The organism is Ideonella sp. A 288, assembly GCF_002198735.1.
In the GTDB taxonomy this organism is placed as follows: Bacteria; Pseudomonadota; Gammaproteobacteria; order Burkholderiales; family Burkholderiaceae_C; genus Pseudaquabacterium.
Map to the genome: position 1 here is coordinate 1 of NZ_MWLO01000082.1, position 24,388 is coordinate 24,388.

Annotated in this window: 17 protein-coding genes; 5 read left to right on the top strand and 12 right to left on the bottom strand. The window is 72.5% G+C overall.

Annotated features, from left to right (window positions below):
- Nucleotides 1-222, top strand: a 222-nt coding sequence (locus EOINJALH_RS32580) for a hypothetical protein (RefSeq protein ID WP_234413698.1), incomplete at its 5' end; no start/stop codon positions are given.
- 290 nt (nucleotides 223-512) lie between these two features.
- Here EOINJALH_RS32580 and EOINJALH_RS06955 read toward each other — a convergent pair.
- From EOINJALH_RS06955 to EOINJALH_RS06970, 4 genes are all read right to left on the bottom strand, one after another.
- Nucleotides 513-1,403 carry a DMT family transporter gene (locus tag EOINJALH_RS06955; RefSeq protein WP_088279622.1) on the bottom strand — a complete coding sequence of 297 codons (891 nt, stop codon included), beginning with the start codon at nucleotides 1,401-1,403 and terminating at the stop codon, nucleotides 513-515.
- 82 nt (nucleotides 1,404-1,485) lie between these two features.
- Entirely contained in the window at nucleotides 1,486-2,535 is a 1,050-nt protein-coding gene (locus EOINJALH_RS06960; protein ID WP_088279623.1) for an ABC transporter substrate-binding protein, read from the bottom strand.
- Between the two features lie 45 nt (nucleotides 2,536-2,580).
- Complete coding sequence (locus EOINJALH_RS06965) at nucleotides 2,581-4,683, bottom strand: MFS transporter (RefSeq protein WP_088279624.1); 2,103 nt, start codon at nucleotides 4,681-4,683, stop codon at nucleotides 2,581-2,583.
- Nucleotides 4,680-5,507 carry a hypothetical protein gene (locus tag EOINJALH_RS06970; protein WP_088279625.1) on the bottom strand — a complete coding sequence of 276 codons (828 nt, stop codon included), beginning with the start codon at nucleotides 5,505-5,507 and terminating at the stop codon, nucleotides 4,680-4,682. Before EOINJALH_RS06970 ends, EOINJALH_RS06965 begins: the two co-directional genes overlap by 4 nt.
- 368 nt (nucleotides 5,508-5,875) lie before the next feature.
- Here EOINJALH_RS06970 and EOINJALH_RS06975 point away from each other — a divergent pair, with 368 nt between their 5' ends.
- From EOINJALH_RS06975 to EOINJALH_RS06990, 4 genes are read left to right on the top strand one after another with little or no spacing between them, the layout of a single operon-like run.
- Entirely contained in the window at nucleotides 5,876-7,027 is a 1,152-nt protein-coding gene (locus EOINJALH_RS06975; protein WP_158219674.1) for an alpha/beta fold hydrolase, read from the top strand.
- 47 nt (nucleotides 7,028-7,074) lie between these two features.
- On the top strand, nucleotides 7,075-7,650 hold the full coding sequence (locus tag EOINJALH_RS06980; protein ID WP_158219675.1) for a histidine phosphatase family protein: 576 nt from the start codon (nucleotides 7,075-7,077) through the stop codon (nucleotides 7,648-7,650).
- Nucleotides 7,647-10,703 (top strand): PAS domain-containing hybrid sensor histidine kinase/response regulator, encoded by a 3,057-nt coding sequence (locus tag EOINJALH_RS06985; protein WP_088279628.1) that lies wholly within the window; start codon nucleotides 7,647-7,649, stop codon nucleotides 10,701-10,703. Before EOINJALH_RS06980 ends, EOINJALH_RS06985 begins: the two co-directional genes overlap by 4 nt.
- Nucleotides 10,700-12,871: a bifunctional diguanylate cyclase/phosphodiesterase gene (locus tag EOINJALH_RS06990; RefSeq protein WP_088279629.1), complete on the top strand. Its 2,172-nt coding sequence runs from the start codon at nucleotides 10,700-10,702 to the stop codon at nucleotides 12,869-12,871. The genes EOINJALH_RS06985 and EOINJALH_RS06990 overlap by 4 nt, the downstream gene beginning before the upstream one ends.
- A 78-nt stretch (nucleotides 12,872-12,949) precedes the next feature.
- On the opposite strand, the gene EOINJALH_RS06995 is transcribed toward EOINJALH_RS06990, so the two are convergent.
- The 8 genes from EOINJALH_RS06995 to glgA all read right to left on the bottom strand — a co-directional run bounded on the left by EOINJALH_RS06995 (nucleotide 12,950) and on the right by glgA (nucleotide 24,378).
- Nucleotides 12,950-16,591, bottom strand: coding sequence for a DUF349 domain-containing protein (locus EOINJALH_RS06995; protein WP_088279630.1), 3,642 nt, complete (start codon nucleotides 16,589-16,591; stop codon nucleotides 12,950-12,952).
- 170 nt (nucleotides 16,592-16,761) lie between these two features.
- The gene (locus EOINJALH_RS07000) at nucleotides 16,762-17,205 is read right to left on the bottom strand and encodes a thioesterase family protein (RefSeq protein ID WP_088279631.1); all 444 of its coding nucleotides are present in this window, start codon (nucleotides 17,203-17,205) and stop codon (nucleotides 16,762-16,764) included.
- On the bottom strand, nucleotides 17,198-18,181 hold the full coding sequence (locus EOINJALH_RS07005) for an MDR family oxidoreductase (RefSeq protein ID WP_088279632.1): 984 nt from the start codon (nucleotides 18,179-18,181) through the stop codon (nucleotides 17,198-17,200). The genes EOINJALH_RS07000 and EOINJALH_RS07005 overlap by 8 nt, the downstream gene beginning before the upstream one ends.
- Before the next feature lie 74 nt (nucleotides 18,182-18,255).
- On the bottom strand, nucleotides 18,256-19,017 hold the full coding sequence (locus tag EOINJALH_RS07010) for a glucose 1-dehydrogenase (protein ID WP_088279633.1): 762 nt from the start codon (nucleotides 19,015-19,017) through the stop codon (nucleotides 18,256-18,258).
- A gap of 175 nt (nucleotides 19,018-19,192) precedes the next feature.
- Nucleotides 19,193-19,594: a hypothetical protein gene (locus EOINJALH_RS07015; protein ID WP_144289899.1), complete on the bottom strand. Its 402-nt coding sequence runs from the start codon at nucleotides 19,592-19,594 to the stop codon at nucleotides 19,193-19,195.
- Nucleotides 19,595-19,603: 9 nt separating this feature from the next.
- Nucleotides 19,604-20,902, bottom strand: a complete 1,299-nt coding sequence (locus tag EOINJALH_RS07020; protein WP_088279635.1) for an ammonium transporter — start codon at nucleotides 20,900-20,902, stop codon at nucleotides 19,604-19,606.
- 378 nt (nucleotides 20,903-21,280) lie between these two features.
- Nucleotides 21,281-22,918, bottom strand: a complete 1,638-nt coding sequence (locus EOINJALH_RS07025; RefSeq protein ID WP_088279636.1) for an alpha-D-glucose phosphate-specific phosphoglucomutase — start codon at nucleotides 22,916-22,918, stop codon at nucleotides 21,281-21,283.
- Nucleotides 22,915-24,378, bottom strand: coding sequence for a glycogen synthase GlgA (gene glgA, locus EOINJALH_RS07030; RefSeq protein ID WP_088279643.1), 1,464 nt, complete (start codon nucleotides 24,376-24,378; stop codon nucleotides 22,915-22,917). Before glgA ends, EOINJALH_RS07025 begins: the two co-directional genes overlap by 4 nt.
- Between the last annotated feature and the right edge of the window lie 10 nt (nucleotides 24,379-24,388).

The window sequence follows — 24,388 nt, forward strand, 5'->3', positions numbered from 1 at the left end:
CGCGCCGCCCCCGAGCCTGCGCTTCTCGCCGCCACACACAGCGCCCCCGCCGGCCGCCGCCTGCCGCGCGGAACCATGGGTGGCGCACCACGAGGAACCCCCTCTTCGACCGCCACCGCCGGTGATGCAAAGCCGCGGACGGGCAGGCCGCAGCTCGCGTGGCAGGCGCCACCGACGATCGGGCTGGCGGCCCAGCGCGCCGCGCAGCGGCGCGCCTCGTGAACTGACTCGGCGGCGCCGTGCGCAGCGCACGCAGTGCGCGGAGCAAAGTGGACGCCGGGGGCGACGGCCCGATCGGCGGTGGGAAGTCGGCGCGCAGCGCCGACCGCCGGAGGTCGCGTGCTGCGGCCTGCCCGGCCGCGGCTTTGCCGCCTCAGCGCCGAAACGTCACGACACGGTCCAGCCCCAACTGCACGCAGAACGTCCGCTGCGAGCCCAAAGAAGCATGTCGCATCGACTTGGCTCAGTGAACGCCGATCCCGCGGCAGGTGTCAACTGGGTCCGCGGTGCGCTCAACGCGCGGCGTCGCGGTGTGTGGTGCGGTCGCCGATCAGCCCCAGGCTCATCGCCGTGCCCAGCAGCACCACCGCGCCGCCCACGGCCATCTGCAGCGTCACCGTCTCGCCCAGGTACAGGGCGCCCGCCACCATCGCCACCACCGGGTTCAGGAAGGTCACCGACATCGCGCGCACCGGGCCGATGCGCCTCAGCAGGCGAAAGTACAGCACGAAGCCCAGACCGGAGCTGGCCACGCCCAGGAACACCACCTCGGCCCAGGCCCGCACACTCGGCGGCTGCGGCGGCCACTGCGCCCAGGCCAGGGGCAGCAGGGTCAGTCCACCGGCCGCCAGGCTGCCCACCGTGATGACCAGCGGGTCGACGCCGGACAGGCGCGATCGGGTGTACTGCGCGCCCAGGCCCCAGACGACCGAGGTGACCAGCACCGCGGCCACCGCCAGCAGGCCATCGGCCGATTTGAACGAGGCGCTGCCCCACACCAATCCGGCCACGCCGGCAAAGCCGATCACCAGGCCGGCCAGCCGCCAGCCGGTCAGCCGGTCTTTCAGCAGGTAATGGCCGACCAGCGCCGCGAACATCGGCGCCGTGGCATTGAGCACCGCCACCAGCCCGGCCGTGATGTGCAGTGACGCGAAGGCCAGCAGCAGGAAGGGCAGGGCGGTGAAGGGCACGCCAACCACCATCAGGGGCACCGGGTGCGCCCACAGCGACGCCAGGCCGCCGCGCGCCAGCATCAGCGGCGCCAGCATCAGCGCGGCGATGCACAGGCGCACGCTGACCAGCGGCGCCGGGCCGAAGGCCGGTACCGCGGCACGCATGAAGAGGTAGGCGGCGCCCCAGAGCAGGCTGAGCAGCAGCAGGTCGGTCAGGTCGCGGGCACGCATCCGGGCCAGCTTAACCGGCCCGTTGCCCACGGCCTGGCGCCTGCGCGACGCGCCGGGGCGGCAGCGTCGCGGGGTTGCGCGCTCAGGGCGCGGTCGTGCTTTCGGTGGTGATGAGCTCGGCGTAGCCCAGCATCGGCAGCGGCGGTGGCAGGTTCAGCCGCTTGGCCGCAGGCATGCGGATCTGGTACGAGAAGCGCTTGAGCGTTTCCACCGGGATGGTCGAGGCGGCCTGTTTGCCGACCAGGATCTGCTCGGCCTTGAAGGCCGTGAACTGGCCGATGTTGTAGTAGCGGCTGACCAGGCCCGACAGCGCGCCGGCCTGCATCAGCTGCTCGGTCGAGGCGAAGGTGGGCAGGCCCAGCTCCATCGCCGCGGGGATGATGATGCCCTCGGCCAGCGTGCCCAGGAAGCTGTCCGGCGGCAGGTACAGCCACTGTGCGCCGGCCTCCTTGAGCTCGCGCACCAGGTCGGCGGCACCGTCGGCCACCGGCTTGCGCTGCGCGTCCATGCGGAAGGTGCGCTCCACCGTGTGGAAGCCGCTCTCGCGGCCCAGGCGGCGGATGTCCTCGAGCACGACGACCGAGTTCTTCTCGCTGGGCGTGTACAGCACGCCCAGGGTCTGGAACGGACGGTACGCGGCCATCGCGCGGATCTGCGCGTCGGTGGGCCCGACGTGGGTGACACCGGTGACGTTGCGGCCCGGCGCCTTGTTGTCGCGCACGATCTTGGCCAGCGTGGGCGAGGCCACCAGCGTGAACACCACCGGGATGTCGGTGATGTGCTGCCCGGGGATCACGGCGTCGTAGGGTCCGACCACGCCCAGCGTGACCGAGGTGCCCCAGGCGTAGATCAGGTCGGGCTTGGTGGCCCGGATCTCGTCCAGGAAGCCCGGCATGCGGCTGGCTTCGCGGTTGAGGTCGCGGAAGGTGATCTGCACCGGGATCTTGCGCGAGGCGAAGTACTCGGAGAAGCCCTTTTCCACGTCGGTCATGCCACGGAAGGTGATGGCGTAGATGCGGAACGGCTTGGCCCCCTTGGCGATGGCGGGACCCTGGGCGAGCGCGGAGGCCGGCAGGGCGGCGGCGGCTGCGGCGGCCGCGAGCCACTGGCGGCGGGTGGTGGGGATGGACACGGGCAACACTCCTTCAGGATTCGTCATGCAGGGGCAAGGGCAGGTTCAGGCGGCAGCCAGCGCGGGCTTGGTGCCATGGCGGGTGGACAGCACGAAGCCGACGCCACAGGCCAGCACGGCACCGCCGATGGCCACGAAGCCGGTGCGGTAGTCGAAGCGCAGCACCAGCGCCGCGGCGATCAACGGCCCCAGGGCGTTGCCGATGCGTTCGAGCAGGCGGTAGACGCCGTAGACCACGCCTTCGCCGAGGCGGGCGATCTCGGGGGCGCAGTGTTCGCTGACCAGCGCACTCTGCGCCGAGATCGACATCGACTGGCCCAGGCCCACCAGCGTCACCGCCAGGAAGACCCAGCCCACGCCGCCGCCGGCCAGCATGATCAGTCCGCCGATGCCGGAGACCGCCAGGCCCCCACCCACCAGCCAGTGCATGCGCTCGCTGGTGGTGGCCAGCGTGGCCGTCACCGGGGCCAGCACCACCATCATGACCGCATAGGTCATCAGGATGCGGCCGGCCATGGCCTGCGTGCTGCCCACCGAGGTGATGTACAGCGGGATGAGGTAGAAGCACACGCCGGTGAGCAGGATCTTGGCCGGCATCGCGGCCAGGCCGGTGACGGTCATGAAGCGCCGGTTGAGCACCAGGCCGCCGATCTCGCGCAGCGTGGGCAGGCGCACCGCCTGCCGGCCCTGCACGGCGGCGCGGGTGGCCGGCATCTGGCGGATCACCAGGATGGAGCTGGCCGCCAGCAGCGCGGCGATGAAGAAGGTCGGGCGCACGCCGATGTTGTCGGCCAGGATGCCGCCGATCGACGGGCCGCACACGGTGGCCGCCATGATGGCGCCGACGAACAGCGCGAAGCTGCTGGCCCGCGTGGTCGGCGTGGCGTGGTCCAGCACGTAGGCCTGGCCGGCGACGAAGACCATGGCATAGCCCAACGCACAAAGCGAGCGCCACAGCAGCAGGTCGAACACGCCGACGGCCATCGCGGTGGCCAGGAAGCCGCCGGCGGCGATCGCCGCGCCGACGAGCATCGTGCGGCGGTGGCCGACGCGCTCGCAGTACACGCCCAGGAAGGGCTGGCCGATGGCCACGATGAACATGAACAGCGCGATCGGCAGGCCGACCACCACCTGCGGCGAGATGCCGGCCATTGGCACCTGCAGCTCGTTGACGTAGCCCGGCAGGAACGAGCGCGTCAGCTCCTCGGCCAGGATGAACACGAACAGCGGCGCGCGCACCTTGGGCAGCTGGCTTTCCTCGGCCAGGTCGGGGGCCTTGTCGGTGCCGAAGCGCATGCGCCGGCCCAGCGACTGCAGGCCGGTCTGGGCCTGGGTGAGGCCGGGGTGGCGCTCGTGCGCGGGCACGTGGCGTCCGTTGTCGACGTCCTTGGCCAGCGCGGCGTAGGACTGGTTGATGCGTGCCAGCGTGGCATCCATCAGCTTGAGCAGCGTGCCGAAGGCCTGCTCGTCGCGCAGGCGGCTGCGGGTGGCGAAGTTGCCGGAGGCGCCGCGCTCGAAGGCCGCGCCCAGTTCCTTCAGCGAGGCCTCGAGCTTGGCGCCGGCCATGAAGTGCAGCAGTTCCAGCGTGAAGAACAGCGACACCACCAGCACGACGATCACGTCGAACAGCATGTCCAGCACCATCTCGTCGACGAAGCGCACGTCCACACCGATGTGCAGCATGCCCAGCGTCTGGTCGGGCGAGGCGATGGGCATGGACACCATGTACATGCTGCCCACCCGCACCGCCGGCGGCACCGCGTCGGGCGTCTTCAGCAGGTCGAGCACGGGTTGGCTCTTGAAGTACTCGGGCAGGCCGGCGGGGGCCTTGGAGTGTTCGTGGCGGATCGCGCCCTGCGCGTCCGCGATGGCCACGTAGGTGACCTCGGGCGCCTCGTCCTTGATGTCGTCGAAGCGCTCGTTGACGCCATACAGTTCATTGAACGGCACGCCGTTCTCGACCGCCTTGAGCACCAGCGCACGCACCGAGGCGCCGACGCTGGCCACCTTGCTGGCCATCTGCGGCGCCAGCGCTTGTTCGAAGGTGCGGTGCGAGAGCACCGCGTTCGCCACCAGGGCGATCATCACGACCAGCGTCACCGCGCCGGCCAGGCGCAGGTAGATGCCGCGAAGGTAGGTGTTGTTCATGTCTGCCCCCAGGCGGCGGCCTCGCGTCGTTCATCCCCGGTGGGGACTGTGGGAGCCTCGGCCGGCCGGGCGGCCACCGGGGCGCGCGCACCGCTCTGCATGCGGGCGCGCAGGTCCGAGATCTCGCGTTCGGCGCCCTGCGTGGTCTGCACGAAGCGCTGCAGGGCCGCGCCGAAGGGGCCGTCGGCGGCCACCGTGGCGGCGCGCGAGGCGTCGCCCGAGCGCAGCGCGCCTTCGACGGCCTGCACGTCGCGGGTCAGCCGCCGCATCACCGCCAGCACCGCCAGCGACGACAGCGCGGCCGAGATGCCGAACACCAGCAGCGTCGACAGTGCCAGGCGCTTGCCGACGGTGTAGGCCGCGTCGCGCACCTGGTCGCCCGAATAGCGGATGGCCAGGTAGCCGATGGTCAACCCGAAGTTGTTCTTGACCGAGATGCCGGCGGCGGACTCCTGGTCGGATTCCACGAACCAGTTGTCCTTGACGGCCTTGCGCGCCGCGGCCAGCCAGGTCTGTGGCACCGGCCGCGTCGATCGCAGCCGGTCGGTGGTGTAGAGCAGCCGGCCCTCGGTGTCGAAGACGTCGATGCCCATGATCAGGTTGTCGGTGGCCCGCTCGCGGTCCAGCGTGCCCGGCAGGGTCCCGATGTCGCCGAACTGCATGCCCAGCGCCAGCGCGGCCTGGATGCTGCTCTCGACCGACTTGCCGGTGACCACCAGGCGCTCGGTGACGAGTCGGTTGGCCGTGCTGCGGTACTTGAAGTAGTTCAGCAGGCCGGCCATGCCGACGGCGAAGCCGCACACGAGCACGGCGACTGCAATCATTCGGTGTTTGGTCGAATCCATGAAATTGGCACTCCTGGCCCGGCGGTGGGTGACGCAGCCGGGCGACTTCTGGGTTTTCGGCCGCCCGGACCTCAACTTGAACCGATCCCGGCCCCCCGCAATCGCCGGAACAACTGCGCGTTTGCGGCTCAAGTCGTGACTGGGCGTTGCCGATACAGGTTGGGTCGACGCGATCCGGACCAGCCAGCCTGTGCCGGATCGTCCCAAGGCGAGCGGAAATCTGCACCAGCGTGGTGCGGTGAACCGACTAACACACCAGGGTCCAAGATGAAGTACGAGGGCACGATCCACACTGCATGTCGGGTGTCCGCCGGCGTGATGTCGTCCACCGTTCGGCGGGGTGGCACATGAAGAACAACCTGTCCATCGTGGCCCGCGACGCCGCCTGGGGCGACACCGCCCCGGCCCCCCTGCCCGACGTGGCCTGGGAGCCGCCGGTGCCGGGCCAGCGCCGCGTGCTGAACAGCTGGAACGACTACATGGCCCTGGCCAGCCGGGTGGTCGGGCGTTTCCACGGCCAGTTCAAGATCGGCCACTTCGACTACGAGCATCCCACCCGGCTGCAGCCGGGCACGCCGCGGCGTCTGAAGAAGCCCTACAAGGCCACCGTGGCCTACACCGAATGGGGCCCGGCCGACGCGCCGGTGCTGCTGTGCTGCGGCGGCGTGGCCAACGTGGCGGTGCGCTTCCACTACCTGGCTTCCGACCTGAGCGACACCTACCGCGTGATCTGCATGGACTGGCTGGGCCGCGGCCGTTCGGGCTGGCTGGCCAGCGAGGGCGACTATTCGCTGTCCACCTACGCCGAGCAGATGCGCCAGGCCATCGTGCACCTGGGCGGCAGGCCGGTCAGCGTGCTGGGCTCGTCGATGGGCGGCAGCGCCGCCATCGAGATGATGGCCAAGCACCGCGGCCTGGTGCGCCACCTGATCCTCAACGACGTCGGACCGCACATCCCGGCGCGCCGGCGCAAGCGCCGCGCCGATGCCATCGCGCGGCACTACGTGTTCCGCAACCCGTCCGAGCTGCTGCGCCGCGTCGGCGCGTCGGGCAAGAACGACGGCCCGGTCAGCGACGACATCCGCTTCAATCTCACCTTCCACCAGACCCGCTGGTCGGACGAGGAGGACGGCCGCATCTACCGCCACGACGTGCGCGCGATGCAGGCCTACCGCCACGGCGCGCAGCGCAGCGTGGTGCAGTGGCACGAGTGGAAGGGCGTCCACTGCCCGGTGCTGCTGATCCACGGCATGGAGTCGGACGCGCTGTTCGAGCCGACGATCCGCCGCATGTCGAGGCACAAGGACATCATGGTCATGCACGTGCCCGACACCGGCCACACGCCGCTGCTGGCCGACCGCAACCACATTGACTTCATCCGCCAGTGGCTGGACGGCCGTCCGCCCGAAGGCCGCGAGTGGAGCGTGCTGCACGCGCCGTCGCGGGAGGCCTTCCCGGGCAACCCGATCCCGTTCGCACCGATGGGCGCGCTGCGCTGACCGCGCGGCCGACCCGAGCCCCTGACTTGATGTTGAAGTACCCGTTCATGTCTGCTGAACCCCCTCGATTGCCCTTGCGCTTCGTGCGCCACGGCGCCACGGCCGCCAACCTGGCCGGCCTGCGCTGCGGCGGCGACCTCGACATCCCGCTGACCGACCTGGGCCGCGAGCAGGCGGTGATGGCCGCGCGGCGCGTGGCCCACCTGAACCCGCCGGTGGGCCTGATCGTCACCAGCGACCTGCTGCGCACCCGCGAGACGGCCGCGCTGATCGCCGAACTGCTGCCCGACACGCCGGTCATCGTCGAGCCGGCTTTCGCCGAACGCCGCCTGGGCGAATGGAACCTGCGACCCATCCAGGAGACGCAGCCCTGGTTCGAAGCCCGTTGCACGCCCCCGGGCGGCGAGTCGGACGCCGAGTTCATCGACCGCATCGCGCGGGCACTTCGCAACATCAAGTCCCAGCTCGCGCTGCGGCCCCTGCTCGTCGGCAGCAAGGGTGTGGCGCGCGTGATGGGCGAGCTGATCGGCATGCGCGAGCGGCTCGAACTCGAGAACGGCGTGGTCACGGAGTTCGACTTCGATGCACGCCCCTGCCTGAACACCACCTGGAGCGCCCTGTGAGCCTTCACTCCGATACCCCGGCAGACGTTCGACCGGCCTCGAGCGCCCAGGCCGCCGCGCGCCCCCTGCCTGCGGCCGAATCTCCCGAGCTGCCGCCGCTGCGGCGAGGCGAGGGCTGGGCGCTCGACACGCTGCTCGGCATCTGCATCCTCGGCGCACTGACGCTGGACCTGTTCGGCGGCACGGTCGTGCCCTGGCTGAGTGCGCCGTTCACCGTCGTCGCACTCGGCCTGCTGGTGGCGTCGGTGCGACACCGCGCCGCGCTCGTGCGCACCATCGTCGAGGTCGTCCCTGCGGCGGACCCGGCTGCCGCGGCAGTGGTCGCGGCCCCGCCGGTGCCGACCACCGCACTGTCGGTGAGCCTCGATGCCGAGGTGCGTTGCCTGAGCGCCAGCCCGGCCATGGCCGACTGGCTGGGCGTGCCGCTGGAAGACCTGCCGGGACAGCACATCGCCACGGCGTTCGGCCCCGTCGACGGCGAGGCCCTGGGCCAGGCCGTGGCCGAGGTGCTGAAGTCGGGCGAGCGGCAGCACCTGCGCTGCTGCTCGGTGCGCGGCTCGCTGCCCGAGCGCTGGCTGATGGTCGAGCTGTCGCCGCGCCGCAATGCCGACGGCCAGGTCGACGGCTGCGACCTCTGCGCGATGGACGTGACCACCGACCGGCTGGCGCTGCAATCGGCTCAGCGCGGCGAGCGGCGCCTGCGCATCATCATGGACCAGATCCCGGTCACGGTGTCCTACATCGACGCCGGCCTGCACTACCGCTACATCAACCGCGCGCAGGAGCAGTGGCTGGGCAAGACCGATGCCGACATCGCCGGCCGCAACGTGCAGGAGGTGGTGGGCGACCGCGTCTGGGCCGACATCGAACCCAAGCTGCGCGACGCCCTGCGCGGCGAGCCGGTGCCGCTGGAGCGCCACCGCATCGACCGCCTCGGCAACTCGGTCTGGCACTCGGGCCGCCACGTGCCCGACATCAACGACGAAGGCACCGTGGTCGGTGTCTACACCGTGTTCTTCGACATCACCCAGCGCGCGCTGGCCGAGCAGCAGCTGCTGCAGCGCGAGCAGGAACTGCGCGCCGCCAAGGAAGCCGCCGAGAACGCCAGCCGCGCCAAGTCGGAGTTCCTGGCCAACATGAGCCACGAGATCCGCACGCCGATGAACGGCGTGCTGGGCCTGGCCGAACTGCTGCTGGAGACCTCGCTGGACGACCAGCAGCGCCCGTTCGTGGAAACCGTGCGCAGCTCGGGCGAGACTCTGCTGTCGATCATCAACGACATCCTCGACTTCTCGAAGATCGAGGCCGGCAAGCTCGAGACCGAGTCGCTCGACTACGACCTGTACCAGGCCGTGGAAGACGTGGTGCAGCTGCTGGCCCCGCGGGCCCACGCCAAGCAGCTCGAGATCGCGTGCCGCATCGACGAACGCCTGCCCGCGGCGGTGCGGGGCGACCCGTTCCGCCTGCGCCAGGTGCTGACCAACCTGATCGGCAACTCGGTCAAGTTCACCGACCGCGGCGAGGTGGTGGTCGACGTGTCGATGCTCGACGACAAGACCATGCGCTTCGCGGTGCACGACACCGGCATCGGCATCGACGACGAGGCGCGCGAGCGCCTGTTCCAGGCCTTCGAGCAGGCCGACGGTTCCACCACGCGGCGTTTCGGCGGCACGGGCCTGGGCCTGGCCATCTCGCGCAGCCTGGTCGAGATCATGGGCGGCTCGATCGGCGTCGAAAGCACGGCGGGCGAAGGCTCCACGTTCTGGTTCACGCTGCCGCTGGTGCCGGCCGAGTTCGTGCCGGCGGTGCCCAACCCGGGGGCGCTGGCCCGCCGCCATGTGCTGGTGGTGGACGACAACGCCACCAACCGCGAGATCCTCGAGCACCACGTGGTGGCCGGCGGCATGCGCTGCGCCACCGCGCCCGACGGGCTGGATGCGCTGGAGCGGCTGCGCGAGGCGCACGCCGCGGGCGACCCCTTCGACATCGCCGTCATCGACATGAAGATGCCGCGCATGGACGGCATCGCGCTGGCCAATGCGATGCGCAACGACCCCATGCTGTCGCATGTGCGCCTGGTGCTGGTGACCTCGCTGCACTCGCCCGACGAACTGGCCCGCGCCCGCGCCGCCGGCATCGGCGCCTACCTGTCCAAGCCGGTGAAGCGGCAGGACCTGTTCCGCGCGCTGGCGCAGACCATCGGCGAGAGCATCGCCGAGCCCGCGGCCGGCGCCGCCAACAACCGCCTGCCCAAGATCCTGGCCCGCGTGCTGCTGGCCGAGGACAACGGGGTCAACCAGGTCGTGGCGCGCAACATGCTCAAGGCCCTGGGCTGCACCTACGAGATCGTGCCCAATGGCGAAGAGGCCCTGCGCGCCATGCGCGAAGGCGCCTACGACATCGTGCTGATGGACTGCCAGATGCCGGTGATGGACGGCTATGCCGCCACCCGCGCCATCCGCGACCTGGAAGCGGCCGACCCGGCCCGCCCTCGCACGCCGGTGGTGGCGCTGACCGCCAACGCGCTGGTCGGCGACGCCGAGACCTGCCTGGCCGCCGGCATGGACGACCACCTGGCCAAGCCCTACACGCGCAAGCAGCTGGCCACGATCATGGAGCGCTGGCTGCCCACCGAACTGGTGGAGCGCAACGCCGAGCCCGACGCCGACGCCGCCCGCCGCCCGCACCAGCCCGAGGCCCGCGAGAGCCTGCTCGACCAGGCCGCGCTGGACAACATCCGCGCCGTGGACGAGGACGGCACCGTGCTCTGCGAGGTGATCCAGATGTACCTCGACGAGGTGCCGCCGTCGATCGCCCGCATGCACGAGGCCCTGCGCACCGAACACTGGGCCGAGCTGGGCCGCGTGGCGCACGGCATGAAGTCGGCGAGCTACAACGTCGGCGCCAAGTCGGTGGGTGAACTGTGCCGCCGACTCGAGCGCCAGTGCAAGGCCGGCGAGACCAGCGATGCGGCGGAGCTCGTGGCCGCGATCGAGGCCCTCTTGGCCAACGTGCAGCCGGTGCTGCGCGCCGAAATGAAGGAGCCCGCATGAACACGCAACCCCGCATCCTGGTCGTCGACGACGACGCCGGTGGGCGCCGGCTGACGCGCGCCACGCTCACCAAGGTGGGCTTCAGCGTGCGCGAGGCCGGCGACGGCCAGGCCGCGCTCGAGGCCATCCAGGCCGAGATGCCCGACCTGGTGCTGCTCGACGTGAGCATGCCGGTGATGGATGGCTTCACCGCCTGCGCCCAGCTGCGCCAGATGCCCGGCGGCGACCGCGTGCCGGTGGTCATGATGACCGGCCTGGACGACACGCAGTCGATCGACCGCGCCTTCGAGGCCGGCGCCACCGACTTCATCACCAAGCCCATCAACTGGGCCGTGCTGCCCCACCGGGTGCGCTACATGCTGCGCGCCAGCGCCGCCATCAACGACCTGCAGCAGAACCAGCGCCGCCTGTCCAACGCCCAGCGCATCGGCGAGATGGGCGACTGGGAATGGGACCTGCGCGCCGACCGCATCGCGCCGTCGGAGCAGGCCTGGCGCATCTTCGGCCACGAGCGCGACACCCGCGCGGTGCCCGCCGAGGGCTTCTTCACCACGGTGCACCCCGACGACTCGGAACGCCTGCACCAGGCCTGCGACCGCGCGGTGACCAACGGCGAAGGCTTCGCCATCGACCACCGCATCGTGATGCCCGACGGCGCCGTGCGCCACGTGCACCAGCAGGTGGAGGTGATCGAGCGCCAGCCCGAGGGCCCGGCGCTGCGCCTGGCCGGCGCGGTGCACGACATCTCGCGCCGCAAGGACGCCGAGGAGCAGATCCGCCGCCTGGCCTACTTCGACCCGCTCACCGGCCTGCCCAACCGGCTGCTGTTCAGCGAGCAGCTCGGCAAGGCCATCGCGCAGGCCGGGCGCTACCAGCGCCGGCTGGCGATCATGTTCGTCGACCTCGACAACTTCAAGCGCGTCAACGACACGCTGGGCCACAACGCCGGCGACGAGTTGCTGCGCAATGCCAGCGGCCGGCTGGCCGGCGTGCTGCGCTCGCACGACTCGCTGTCGCGCTGCAACGGCGACGACCTGCCGCACAGCATCGCGCGGCTCGGCGGCGACGAGTTCATCGTGCTGCTGACCGACGTGCCCAACCCCGACGATGCCGCCGCGGTGGCGCAGCGCCTGGTCGACACGCTCAACGAGCCGGTGACCATCCAGGGCACCGAGATCTTCGTCGGCGGCAGCGTCGGCGTGGCCATGTTCCCTGAGGACGGCGCCGACATCGACACCCTGCTGATGAACGCCGACACGGCCATGTACCGCGCCAAGGCGGCGGGTCGCGGCGGCTTCCAGCTCTACGACCGCTCGATGAACGCCCGCGCGCTGGACCGCCTGCGCATGGAGACGCGGCTGCGCCGCGCGCTGGAGCGGCAGGAGTTCGTGCTGCACTACCAGCCGCGCGTCGACGTGGTCAGCGGCCGCATCGTCGGTGCCGAGGCGCTGATCCGCTGGCAGCACCCCGAGCGCGGCCTGCTGCCGCCGGCCGAGTTCATCCCGCTGGTGGAGGATGCCGGCCTGGTGATCCCGATCGGCGAATGGGTGATCGAGACCGTCTGCGCGCAGAGCGCGGCCTGGCATGCCGCCGGGCTGGACACGGTGCCGGTGGCCGTCAACCTGGCCTCCACCCACCTGCGCGAGCGCGGCCTGCCGGGCCTGGTGGCCAAGGCGCTGCGCACCCATGGCGTGCCGGCGCGCTGCCTGGAGATCGAGGTCACCGAATCCATCCTGCTGGCCGACCCCGAGCTGAGCGTGGCCATCGCGCAGGAACTGGCGACGATGGGCGTGCAGCTGTCGATCGACGACTTCGGCACCGGCTACTCGTCGCTGGGTTACCTGAAGAAGCTGCCGATCGCCTCGCTGAAGATCGACCGCAGCTTCGTGCGCGACCTGGTGACCGACCCCGACGACGAGGCCATCGTCAGCGCCATCATCGCGCTGGCGCACAGCCTGAAGCTGCGCGTGGTGGCCGAGGGCGTGGAGACCGAGGCCCAGCTGGCCTACCTGCAGGCCATGCGCTGCGACGAGTACCAGGGCTTCCTGACCAGCCGGGCCATCGAGCCGGTCGAGTTCGGCCGCATGCTCGAGCGCCGCGCGGCCATCGAGTCGGCCTTCACGCCGCTGTCGCGACCCGCCGAACTGGTGTTCTCGCCCGCGGGCTGACCAGCCCGCCACCTACGCGCCCACCACCAACACACCCTCCCGCCGCGCCAGCGGCCGGAGGGTTGCGTCGTTGGGGTGTTACCTGGACCGCGCCTCGCGCTGGCCCTGGCGCGGTTCGCGCGCCTCACGAGGCTCGCGCGCCCCGCGGGGGTCGCGCGGGCCGTGGGCCTGCGGGGCGCTGGCACCGCCCGGTGGGCGCTGCCGCAGCGCAGCCAGCAGGGCCCGCAGGCGCTCGCGCTGGGCCTCGGTGGTGCCCGCCTGCCGCAGCAGCGAGGCCATCCAGCGGCCTTGCTGCACGGCGGGGTCGGGCGCACCGCCGGCGCGCCCTTCGAGGGCGTCCTTCAGGCCCTGCAGCTTCAGCTGGCGCCGCGCCGCCTGCCAGGCCGGCGGGGCCGGCACGTCCAACGCGGCCTCGAGCTGCAGCAGGCACTGGTCGACGTCGTCGCCGGCCATCGGGCCGGCACCGGCCGGCGCGGCCCAGCGCTCGACCAGCGGCTGCGCCAGGGCCTCGGGCAGCGGCGGCAGGGCGGCCCACTGGGAGGCCAGGTCGTCGGCGCCGTCGCTGCTGGATTCGCGCTTCTCGCACAGCGCCAGGCGGGCCGCCAGCGCATCGCACTGGGCATGCCAGCGGCGCGTGGCCTCGTCGGCCAGCCGGGCCTGCGCGGCCGCACGGGCCTCGCGGTAGCGGGCCTCGATGCCGGCGGCCGCGGCGCGGGGCAGCTCGCCCCCCTGCGACCAGGCGCGGTCGACCTCGGCCAGCGTGCGCTGGATCTCGGCGGCCGGCGTGTCGTCGGTCACCTCGGCCAGGCGCGCGACCAGGGCTTCGGCCTTGGCCAGCTCGGCGCTCAGCTCGGCATCGCGGGCGTTGAAGACGGCCTCGCGCTGCGCGAAGGCGGCGTCGGTGGCGGCGCGGAAGCGGGTCCACAGCGCGGCTTCCACGCCGCGCGCCAGCGGCAGCGAGCGGGCATGCTGCTGCCACTGGGCCTGCAGGTCGCGCACGCGCTGCGGCAGCTCGCGCGGCGCGGCGCCCCGGCCCAGTTCGGCGGCCATGGCCTCCACCTGGGCGATGAAGCGTTCGCGCTGTGACTCGGCCACGCGGCGGGCCGACTGCAGCGGCAGCTCGAGCCGCTCGAGGCTGCTGCGCAGCCGCGCATTCAGCGGCTCGCGCGAGGCGGCCGGCGCGGTGTGTTCGATCGGGCCGAGCTGTCGCCACGCGGTGTGGAACTGGTCCAGCGCCCGCATCACGGCCTTCCAGTGCGCGCCGATGGCCTCGGCGGGCCCCTCGGGCACCTCGGCCGGCACCGCGTCCAGCGTGGCCAGCAGGGCCTCGCGGGCGCGCAGGTTGTCCTGCCGGGCGGCCTTCATCGCGGCCTGCTGCGCGGCCACCGGCTGGTAGGCGATGGTCAGCGCGGCGTCGAAGCGCTGCCACAGCGCCTGGCTGGCGGCAGCGCCCAGGCGGTCCAGCGCCTTCCAGCGCTGGCGCAGGGCCTGGATGGCGTCGGCATGGGCCTTCAGGTTGAGCTTGGGGGCCTGGGGTGCGCGCGGGGCCTTGGCGGCCTTGGGCGGCACCTTGGGCGCCTTCGGCGCGCGGGGCGGCCGCGCGGCCGGCACGGCGTCTGCGGCGGTGGCGCTGACGGCAGTCCCATCGGTGGCGTCGGCGGCCAGTGCCGGCGCGGCGTCGATGGCGTCGGCCGGGGCCGGGGCGGTGTCGGCAGCGGGCGCCGCATCCAGCGCCTGCGGGGCGTCCGCTGGCGGGGCGGCAGCGTCGATCGACGGCTCGGCTTCGGCCAAGGGCGCGGTGTCGGCCGGGGTGTGGGCTTCATCGTCGGCCAGGCCGTCGATGGGGGCGTCGATGGGTGCGTCGGTGGGCGAATCGGCCAGGCCGGCGGTGTCCGGCGCCTCGACCGGTTCAGCGGCCGGGGCGCCATCGGTGGCCGTGGTCGCCTGGTCGGTCGTGGGCGCCTCGCCCGTGGCAGGGGCCGCGGCCTCGGTCGCCGCCAGCGTGGCGCGGGCCAGGGCCTCGGCCTCGTCGGCCAGGTCTTCGCGGGCACGGCCGCCGCCCCACTGGCGCCAGTCGTTCAGGCGCGCGCGCTCGGCCTGCAGGTGCAGCAGGCGGTTGCGCAGCGCGTCGGGCGGCACGGCGCCGCCGGCATGCTCGATGACGCTGTCGACGGCCTGCAGGTGGGCCTGCAGTTCGCTCAGCTGGCCTTCGGCCACCGCGGTTTCGGCCTGCAGCAGCAGGGCGTCGATGCGCTCGCGCTGCGCGGCATCGAGCGTGCGCACCTTGGGGGCCTTCGGCGCCTTGGGCGCGGCCGGTGCCACCACAGGCGCCACCGGCGGCGCGGCCGGACGGGCCGGCGTGTGCGCGCGCATCCATTGCGTGAAGCGTTGGTCGAGCACCCCCGCCAAGCCGGTGTCGGCCAGCGGCGGCAGGGCACGCCATCGCTGGATGGCGCCGACCGTGGGATGCGGCTCGGCCGCGGGGACGCTGGCCGGTGTGGTGGCCGAAGCGGTGGCCGAAGTGGCGACCGCGGCGGGCGCCGGATCGACCGGGTCGGCCGCCGCGTTGGCCACGGGCGCGTCGCCCGAGGTGCCTGCTGCCGATTCGTCCAGGGCCGCGACGACGTGCGCGGGCGCAGCGCCTTCGCCGGTCTCGGCGGGCCCCTCGGCCGCGCCCAGGGCCTCGGCCGGCGCGGGGACTTCGGCGCGCGTGTCCGCCGGGACCGCATCAACCGACGCGGTGTCCGCCGCAGGGCCGCTCGCCGGCGCCACATCGGGCGGTGCGTCGTCGGGGGCGGCGGTGGCCACGGGCTCGGGTGTTGCGGTCGGCGCTGAGACCGCGGGCGTTGTGGCGGCGGCCGCCGCCACGCGCTCGGCCAGCGCGTCGAGCCACGACAGGCGCTCGGCCAGCTCGCTGGCCCCTTGCAGCGAGGCGGCCAGCGCGGCGTCGAGTGCGGCGGTGGCGGCGGCGCTGCCGGCCGCCTCGGGCCGCTGCGCGCGCAGGGCCTGTGCGGCCTCGATCGGCGCGGCCAGGTCGCTGGCGTGGCCCTCGGCGGCCGCGGCGGCCATGGCCTGCTGCAGCGCGTCGAGCCGTGTGCGGGCCTCGGCGGTCCAGCGCTGTAGGCGCTGCTGCTGCTCGCCTTGGTCTTGCATCACCGTGTCGAGCCGCGCGCGCAGGTCGGCGAAGCGGGCGCGCTGCCCGGGTTCGAGGTCGGCGGCGGCCAGGGCCTGCCAGTCGTGGTCGAGCGTGACGACGCGGTTCACCGGCATCGGCGTCTCGCGGCCCAGCACCTCGGCGGCCTCGATCAGGGCCTGGGCCTGCGTGCGCGCCTCGCGCTGCGCCACGGCAGCTTCGAGCCGCTGCTTGGCGACGCGGTGGATGCGGCGGTCGTGGCTGCGGAATTCGCGCTCGGCCTGCTTCAGGGCGGCCTCGCCCACCAGCGCCTCGACCGCGGCCAGGCGGATCTCGAGCACCGGTGCGTCGGTCGCCACCTTCAGCAGCGCGGTGTCGTCGCCGGCGGCCGCCTGCAGGCGCGGGGCCCAGGCGGCGCGCGCCTCCTCGGCCTGCTGCGCCTTCGTGGCGGCCTTGTCGGCCGCCTTGCGGGCCGCCTGTGCGGCGGCCTCGGCCTCGGCTGCGGCCCGGAGGGTTGCGGGGTTGGCGGCGGGTGCCGCCTTGGTCGCGCGGGGATCGCCGCGCTTCTTGAAGAGCCAGCTCAGCATGGGGATCGCGTGGTGCGGGTGCGTGGGGGGTGGTCAGGCGGGCCGGTGCGTGGGGCGCACCGGAGGTCCTGCAGTGTAGGTGGCGCGGCACGCCGCCACGTCGCCGAATCCGGCGAAAAGCCGCGACAGGTCGTCGCACCCGCGGCGCGGTGGCGGCGGGCCCGGCGCGCTCAGCCGACGGCCGGGTGGCCGCGGTCGATGGCCGCGCGCAGGTCGGCCGGGATGTCGACGGCCTCCATCCGGTCGAGCTGCGTGGTCACCAGCACCTGGCGGGCCTTGACGCGCTGCTCGTCGCCGAGCCGGCACCACAGGTCCAGCGTGATGGACTTGCGGCCCAGGCGGTGCACCGCCAGGCCCATCGTCACGTGCTCGCCCATACGGCTGGGGGCGGTGAAGTCGCAGTGCAGCGACACCGTCGGCAAACCGATGCGGCGGTGGTCGATGAAATGCGCATAGCCGAGTTTCAGGCCCTGGTCCATCCAGTCTTCGACCAGGTAGTTGAAGAGCACCAGGTACTGCGGGAAGAAGACGATGCCGGCGGGGTCGCAGTGGCCGAAGCGGATGAGCACCTCGCGCTCGAACACCGCCGGCCGGTGGGCCTGCCGCTCAGGCATCGACGTTCACCACCAGCCGGCCGCGGACGCTGCCGGCCAGCAGGTCGCTGCCGGCCTGCACCACCTCGGCCAGGCCGATCTCGTGGGTGATGGCCTCGAGCTTGGCCAGGTCGAGGTCGCGCGCCAGGCGGTCCCAGGCGGCGCGGCGCACGGCCAGCGGGGCCATCACGCTGTCGATGCCGTAGAGCGTGACGCCGCGCAGGATGAACGGCGCCACCGAGCCCGGGAAGTCCATGCCCTGCGCCAGGCCGCAGGCGGCCACCGCGCCGCCGTAGCGGGTGGCGGCACAGGCGTTGGCCAGCGTGTGGCTGCCCACCGAGTCGACCACGCCGGCCCAGCGCTCCTTGGCCAGCGGCTTGCCGGGCGCGGACAGTTCGTCGCGTGCGATGACCTCGGCGGCGCCCAGGCCTTTCAGGAACTCGGCCTCCTGCGGCCGGCCGGTGGAGGCCACGACGCGGAAGCCCAGCTTCGACAGCAGCGCGATGGCCACGCTGCCGACGCCGCCGTTGGCGCCGGTGACCAGGATGTCGCCCGCGCCCGGCTGCAGGCCGTGGCGCTCGAGCGCCAGCACGCACAGCATCGCGGTGTAGCCGGCGGTGCCGATGGCCATCGCCTGCCGGGTGGTCAGGCCGGCCGGCAGCGGCAGCAGCCAGTCGGCCTTGACGCGGGCCTTCTGCGCCAGGCCGCCCGAATGCGATTCGCCCACGCCCCAGCCGTTGAGCACGACGCGGTCGCCGGGCCGGTAGCGCGGGTCGTCGCTGGCCTCGACGGTGCCGGCGAAGTCGATGCCCGCGTGCAGCGGGAACTTGCGCACCACCGGGCTCTTGCCGGTGAGGGCCAGGCCGTCCTTGTAGTTGAGGGTGGAGTACTCGACGCGCACGGTCACCTCGCCCGGGGGCAGGGTGCTGTCGTCCACGCTCTTCAGGCCGGCGCGGTAGCCGGCTTCGTCCTTCTCGACGACGATGGCCTTGAACATGGGAATGCCTCGATGGGGTGGGGGTGGTCGGGGGGATCGGGCCGGAGTGTGGCACGGGCCACGGGCCCGGCCGGTCACAGGCTGGCGGTGATGCCGCCGTCGACGTACAGGATGTGGCCGCTGACGAAGCTCGACGCGTCCGAGGCCAGGAAGATCGCCGCGCCGGCGAGTTCGTCCACGTCGCCCCAGCGGCCGGCCGGCGTGCGGCCGGCGAGCCAGGTGCTGAAGGCGTCGTCGTCCACCAGCGCCTGCGTCAGCTCGGTCTTGAAGTAGCCGGGCCCAAGGCCGTTGACCTGGATGCCGTGGCGCCCCAGGTCGATGGCCATGCCCTTGGTCAGCATCTTCACCGCGCCCTTGCTGGCTGCGTAGGGGGCGATGTTGGGCCGGCCCAGTTCGCTTTGCACCGAGCACACGTTGATGATCTTGCCGCGGCCGCGCGGGATCATGTGCTGCGCCACCGCCTGGCCGACGAACAGCACGCTGTCGATGTTGGTGGCGCTGAGCCGGCGCCAGGCGTCGAGGGGGAACTCGGCGAACGGCGCGCGGTGCTGCATGCCGGCGTTGTTGACGAGGATGTCGATGGCCCCGACCGTGGCCTCGATGCGCGCCACGCCGGCCTGCACCGCGTCGGCATCGGTCACGTCGAAGGCGGCGGTGTGCACCGTCACGCCCTGGGCCTGCAGCGCCTGCTGGGCCTCGGCCAGGCGGTCGGTGTCGCGCCCGTTGATCACCACCGTGGCGCCGGCCCATCCCAGGGCGCTGGCCAGCGCGAAGCCGATGCCCTTGCTGCCGCCGGTGACGAGGGCCGTGCGGTCGGTGAGGTCGAAGAGCTTCATGGCGGGGCGCGTGGAGTGAAGGAGGGTGATGCCGGACGCCATCGGGCGCCGGGCTGGGCCCGAAGTATCCGTGCAGAGCCGGACGGGGTCGACGGGGCAGGCCGCGGCAGAGGCCGTTGGCGCCGCGCCCGTGGCCCCGCAAGCACGGGCCGGTGGGCGGCCCGCGGACCGGGCGTCAGCGCAGGCCGCTGGTGTACTTCTTCAGGATGCGGGCGCGCAGTTCGTCCTCGGTCGGGCCGGTGGGCGCCGCCGCGGAGGGCGGCGCCTGGACGGCCCCGGCGCCTGGCGGCGCGATGGCCGGCGCGGCGGGGGTCTTCGACGGCGCGGCCGCCGCGGGTGGCGTCGGCGGGGCGTGGCCGCTGCGCGGGCCTTGCAGGTGGTCCTGCACGTAGCGGGCGTAGTCCACCAAGCGCGGGTCCTGGCTGCGCAGGGCCTCGCGCAGCACGTCGGCGGCGTACTCGAAGTCGTGCATGAACTGCTGCACGTCGAGTTGGCGGCCGAACTCGCGGCGCATGGGCGTGACCATGCGCACGAGGTAGTTCATCAACGGGTTCGGGCCTCCGAGCGACATGGCCATCGATCGCGCTCAGGGGGTCGGGGCGAGCATCTCGCCGTGTTCGGCGATGTCCAGCCCGATGCGTTCGGATTCCGAGTTCACCCGCAGCGTGACGATGACGGAGATGGCCTTCAGAATCAGCCAGGTCATCGCCCCGGCGTAGGCCAGCACCGCCAGCGCGCCCATGGCCTGCGTGAGCACCGTGGCGGTGATCGGGGCGATCGCCGCGGTGGCCATCACCGGCGTGAGCACGGTGCCGACCAGGCCGCCCACGCCGTGCAGCGCGAACACGTCGAGCGAGTCGTCGATGCCCGTGGCCGACTTGAAGCGCAGCACGCAGATGAAGCACAGCAGGCCGGCGGCCGCGCCGATGACCAGTGCGCCGTTGAAGGCCACGTAGCCCGAGGCCGGCGTCACCGCGATGAGGCCGGCGATGGCGCCGGTCATCATGCCCAGCACGCTCCACTGGCCGCGGCGCATGAACTCGCAGAAGCCCCACATCATGGCGCCGGCGCAGGCCGCCACCTGGGTGGCCAGCAGCGCGCCGCCGGCCCGGCTGCTGGCCTCGAAGGCCGAGCCGGCGTTGAAGCCGAACCAGCCGGCCCACAGCAGCCCACCGCCCAGCACGGTGATCAGCAGGTTGTGCGGCATCATCGGCTCCTTGCCGAAACCGCGGCGCGGGCCGATGGTCCAGCCGGCCACCAGGCCGGTGACGCCGGCCGCGACGTGCACCACGGTGCCGCCGGCGAAATCCATGTGGCCCAGGCGCGCCAGCCAGCCGTTGGGGTGCCACACCCAATGCGCGATCGGAGCGTACACCAGCAGCGTCCACAGGGCTGCGAAGGCGATCGTCACGCCCAGCCGCATGCGCTCGGCGGTGGCGCCCAGCACCAGCGCGAAGGTGATGATCGCGAAGGACAGCTGGAACAGGAAGAACACCGATTCGGGCACCGTGGGCGCGATCGGGTGGTTGACGGCGCCCGGGCCGATCAGGCCCTCGCCGAAGGCCCGGCCCAGGCCGCCGATCCACGGCGTGCCCGCGGTGAAGGCCAGCGAGTAGCCCAGCGTGGCCCAGACCAGTGTGATCACAGACGCCGCGGCGATGGTGTGCGCCACGATCGACAACGCGTTCTTCGTGCGCAGCATGCCGGCGTAGAACAGGATGATGCCCGGCATCGTCATCATCAGCACCAGCACCGTGGAGATCAGCATCCATGCCGTGTCGGCGCCGTTGACCGCCGGGCCGGGCGCCGGGCTGGCGGCCAGCGCGGGCGCCGATGACAGGGCCAGCAGCGCCAGGCTGGGCAGGGACCGGAAGGGGAACTTCATGGACAACCTCCGGGCAGCCCGGGCGGCTGCCGATGCGAATGGGCATCGACCCGCGCCACCGGAATGTCGTCGTGCCACGTCGCCTGTGCGGACGTCCAGACTTCGGACCTTCCTTGGGCGCAGGACGCGCCAAACAATTGGTAACGATGATAGGGAGGGGATTGGTTCCCCGGGGCCCCGCATTCGAGGGGAGCGTGAACACTGACACGACAGCGACGCGTCCATTTCAGCCGCACCAAATCGGCCCTCAACGCACCAATGCAATGCGAGCATGCACGCGAAAAGTGCGTATCGAGCCGGGTGCAGCGATGTGCGCACCGATGGAGGGAATCGGTGCCGCGGTCTGGCGCGGGGCCTGGCGCCCGGCGGCGCCGGCCGTCAGGTCACGACGCTGGGCACCTCGCGCCCGGTGCGGTCGCGGATGCCGGCCAGGCGGTCGGCCAGGGTGATGAGGTCGGCCAGCGCGGCCTGGGTGTCGAGCCGGTGCCGCGCTGGGTCGGCCTCGAAGCGTTCGATGTACACGCGCAGCGTGGCCCCCGAGGTGCCGGTGCCCGACAAGCGGTAGACGATGCGCGAGCCGTCGCCGAAGACCAGGCGCAGGCCCTGGTGCTTCGACACGCTGCCGTCCACCGGATCGAGGTAGCTGAAGTCGTCGGCGATGGCCACCGCGCGGCCCTCGAGCGTGCCGCCGGCCAGGCCCAGCACCCGCGTGGCCAGCGCCTGCATCAGGTCGTTGGCCACCGCGCTGTCGAGGTCCTCGTGATCGTGCCGCGTGTAGTAGTTGCGGCCGAAGCGCGCCCAGTGCTCGTGGGCGATGGCCTGCACGCTCTGCTGGCGCACGGCCAGGATGTTCAGCCACAGCAGCACGGCCCAGACGCCGTCCTTCTCGCGCACATGGTCGCTGCCGGTGCCCGCGCTCTCTTCGCCGCACAGCGTCACCTTGCCGGCGTCGAGCAGGTTGCCGAAGAACTTCCAGCCGGTGGGCGTCTCGAAACACGGCACGCCCAGCGCCTGTGCCACCCGGTCGGCGGCGCCGCTGGTGGGCATCGAGCGGGCGATGCCGGCGATGCCGCCCTGATAGGCCGGGGCCAGGTGCGCATTGGCCGCCAGCATCGCGAGCGAATCCGAAGGCGCGATGAAGAGGCCCCGGCCGATGATCAGGTTGCGGTCGCCGTCGCCATCGGACGCGGCACCCAGGTCGGGCGCGTCGGCCGACATCATCAGGTCGTGCAGCTCCTTCGCATGCACCAGGTTCGGGTCGGGGTGGTGGCCACCGAAATCGGGCAGCGGCGTGCCGTTTCGCACCGTACCCGGTGCCGCGCCCAGCTCGCGCTCGAAGATCGCGTGCGCGTAGGGCCCGGTCACCGCGTGCATGGCGTCGAAGGCCAGCCGGAAGCCCGAGGCGAACAGCCGCTGCAGCGCCGGGAAGTCGAACAGCTTGCGCATCAGCGCCAGGTAGTCGGCCACCGGGTCGACCACCTCCACCTGCATCCGCTCGACCTCTTGAGTGCCGAGGGTGCCCAGGTCGATGTCGGCCGTGTCGGTGGTGAAGAACCGATCGATCGTCAGCGTGCGCGTGTAGATCGCGTCGGTGATCTTCTCGGCCGCGGGCCCGCCGTTGGCGCCGTTGAACTTGATGCCGAAGTCGCCGTCGGGCCCGCCGGGGTTGTGGCTGGCCGACAGGATCAGGTCGCCAAAGGCGCCGTGCTGGCGGATCACGGCACTGGCGGCGGGTGTCGAGAAGATGCCGTCCTGCCCGACCAGCACGCGCGCGAAGCCGTTGGCTGCGGCCATGCGCAGCACCGTCTGGATGGCCTCGCGGTTGAAGTAGCGGCCATCGCCGCCGACCACCAGCGTCAGGCCGCCGAAGCCGGCCTGGGGCCGCACCGCATCGAACACCGACTGCACGAAGTTCGGCAGGTAGTGCCCGGCGGCGAACTCGGTCACCTTCTTGCGCAGCCCGCTGGTGCCGGGCTTCATGCCGGCGATGGGGGCGGTGGCGATGGTCTGGATCATGGGGTTTCCTCACGGTGACACAGCCGACGGTACAGCGCAGCGTACTCGGCGGCCGAGGCCTGCCAGCCGACCTCGGCGCGCATGCCGGCGGCCTGCAGGCGCTGCCAGACGGCCGGGCGGCGGTACAGCGCCACGGTGCGGCGCACGGCGTCCAGCACGCCCTCGGCGCTGACCTCGGCAAACTGCACGCCGGTGGCCACGCCGGCCTTCATGGCCGCGTCGTTGGCGTCGATCACCGTGTCGGCCAGGCCGCCGACGCGGGCGACCACCGGCACGCAGCCGTAGCGCAGGCCGTAGAGCTGCGTCAGCCCGCAGGGCTCGAAGCGGCTGGGCACCAGGATCGCGTCGCAGCCGCCCTGCAGCAGGTGCGACAGGCCCTCGTCGTAGCCGATCTGCACGGCCACGCGCTCGGGGTGGCGCTGTGCGCCGGCGCGCAGCGCGTCCTGCAGCGCGCGGTCGCCGGCGCCCAGCACCACCAGCCGCGCGCCGGTGGCGACGATGGCATCGAGCGTGGCGGCCACCAGGTCGATGCCCTTCTGCGCGGTGAGCCGACTGACCATGCAGATCAGCGGGCCGTCGCCGGGGGCCTCGGCCGGCAGCCCGAAGCGGGCTTCGACGGCGCGCTTGTTGGCGACGCGCCCGGCCAGGTCGACCTCGCTGAAGGGCTGGGCCAGCAGGGCGTCGGTGGCGGGGTTCCACACCTCGGTGTCGATGCCGTTGACGATGCCGCTGACGGCCGCGTCGCGCCAGCGCAGCATGTCGTCCATGCCCATGCCGCCGGCCAGGGTGCGGATCTCGCGCGCGTAGGTGGGGCTGACGGTGGTGATGGCGTCGGCGAAGTGGATGCCGGCCTTCAGGTAGCCGACGTCGCCGTGGTACTCGAGCCCCTGCATCGCGAAGGCCTCGGCCGGCAGGCCCAGGCGGCTCCAGATGTCGGCCTTGAACAGGCCCTGGAAGGCCAGGTTGTGCAGCGTCAGCACGGTGGCCGGGCGGCGCTTGCCGGCGCCCAGGTAGTGCAGGTAGGCCGGCACCAGCGCGGCCTGCCAGTCGTGGGCATGCACCAGGTCGGGCACGCAGTGCGGCACCTCGCCCCAGGCGATGCGCGCCGCGGCGAAGGCCAGCGCGGCGTAGCGCTCGGCGTTGTCGGGCCAGTCGCGGCCGTGGCCGTCGAGGTAGGGGTTGCCGGGCCGGTCGTAAAGGTGCGGCGCGTCGAGCACGAGCAGGTCGAGCGCGCCGCAGCGCCCGGCCCGCAGCCGCGCCGGGCCGCCGAACCAGGCCGGCCAGTGGGCCACCTCGTGCGCGTCCTGCAGCGCCGCCAGCACCGCCGGGTGGCCGGGCAGCAGGGTCTGCAGCCGCACGCCCAGGCCGGCCAGCGCGCCGGGCAGCGCGCCCACCACGTCGGCCAGCCCGCCGGTCTTGAGCAACGGGTACATCTCGGAAGCCACGCCCAGCACCTGCAGGGGCGCGGGC

Excerpts from the sequence above, each read along its gene's own strand:
- EOINJALH_RS06955 (WP_088279622.1), bottom strand. The coding sequence starts at position 1,403 with ATGCGTGCCCGCGACCTGACCGACCTGCTGCTGCTCAGCCTGCTCTGG.
- EOINJALH_RS06965 (WP_088279624.1), bottom strand. The coding sequence starts at position 4,683 with ATGAACAACACCTACCTTCGCGGCATCTACCTGCGCCTGGCCGGCGCG.
- EOINJALH_RS06970 (WP_088279625.1), bottom strand. The coding sequence starts at position 5,507 with ATGATTGCAGTCGCCGTGCTCGTGTGCGGCTTCGCCGTCGGCATGGCC.
- EOINJALH_RS06975 (WP_158219674.1), top strand. The coding sequence starts at position 5,876 with ATGAAGAACAACCTGTCCATCGTGGCCCGCGACGCCGCCTGGGGCGAC.
- EOINJALH_RS06980 (WP_158219675.1), top strand. The coding sequence starts at position 7,075 with ATGTCTGCTGAACCCCCTCGATTGCCCTTGCGCTTCGTGCGCCACGGC.
- EOINJALH_RS06990 (WP_088279629.1), top strand. The coding sequence starts at position 10,700 with ATGAACACGCAACCCCGCATCCTGGTCGTCGACGACGACGCCGGTGGG.
- EOINJALH_RS06995 (WP_088279630.1), bottom strand. The coding sequence starts at position 16,591 with ATGCTGAGCTGGCTCTTCAAGAAGCGCGGCGATCCCCGCGCGACCAAG.
- EOINJALH_RS07000 (WP_088279631.1), bottom strand. The coding sequence starts at position 17,205 with ATGCCTGAGCGGCAGGCCCACCGGCCGGCGGTGTTCGAGCGCGAGGTG.
- EOINJALH_RS07005 (WP_088279632.1), bottom strand. The coding sequence starts at position 18,181 with ATGTTCAAGGCCATCGTCGTCGAGAAGGACGAAGCCGGCTACCGCGCC.
- EOINJALH_RS07010 (WP_088279633.1), bottom strand. The coding sequence starts at position 19,017 with ATGAAGCTCTTCGACCTCACCGACCGCACGGCCCTCGTCACCGGCGGC.
- EOINJALH_RS07015 (WP_144289899.1), bottom strand. The coding sequence starts at position 19,594 with ATGGCCATGTCGCTCGGAGGCCCGAACCCGTTGATGAACTACCTCGTG.
- EOINJALH_RS07020 (WP_088279635.1), bottom strand. The coding sequence starts at position 20,902 with ATGAAGTTCCCCTTCCGGTCCCTGCCCAGCCTGGCGCTGCTGGCCCTG.
- EOINJALH_RS07025 (WP_088279636.1), bottom strand. The coding sequence starts at position 22,918 with ATGATCCAGACCATCGCCACCGCCCCCATCGCCGGCATGAAGCCCGGC.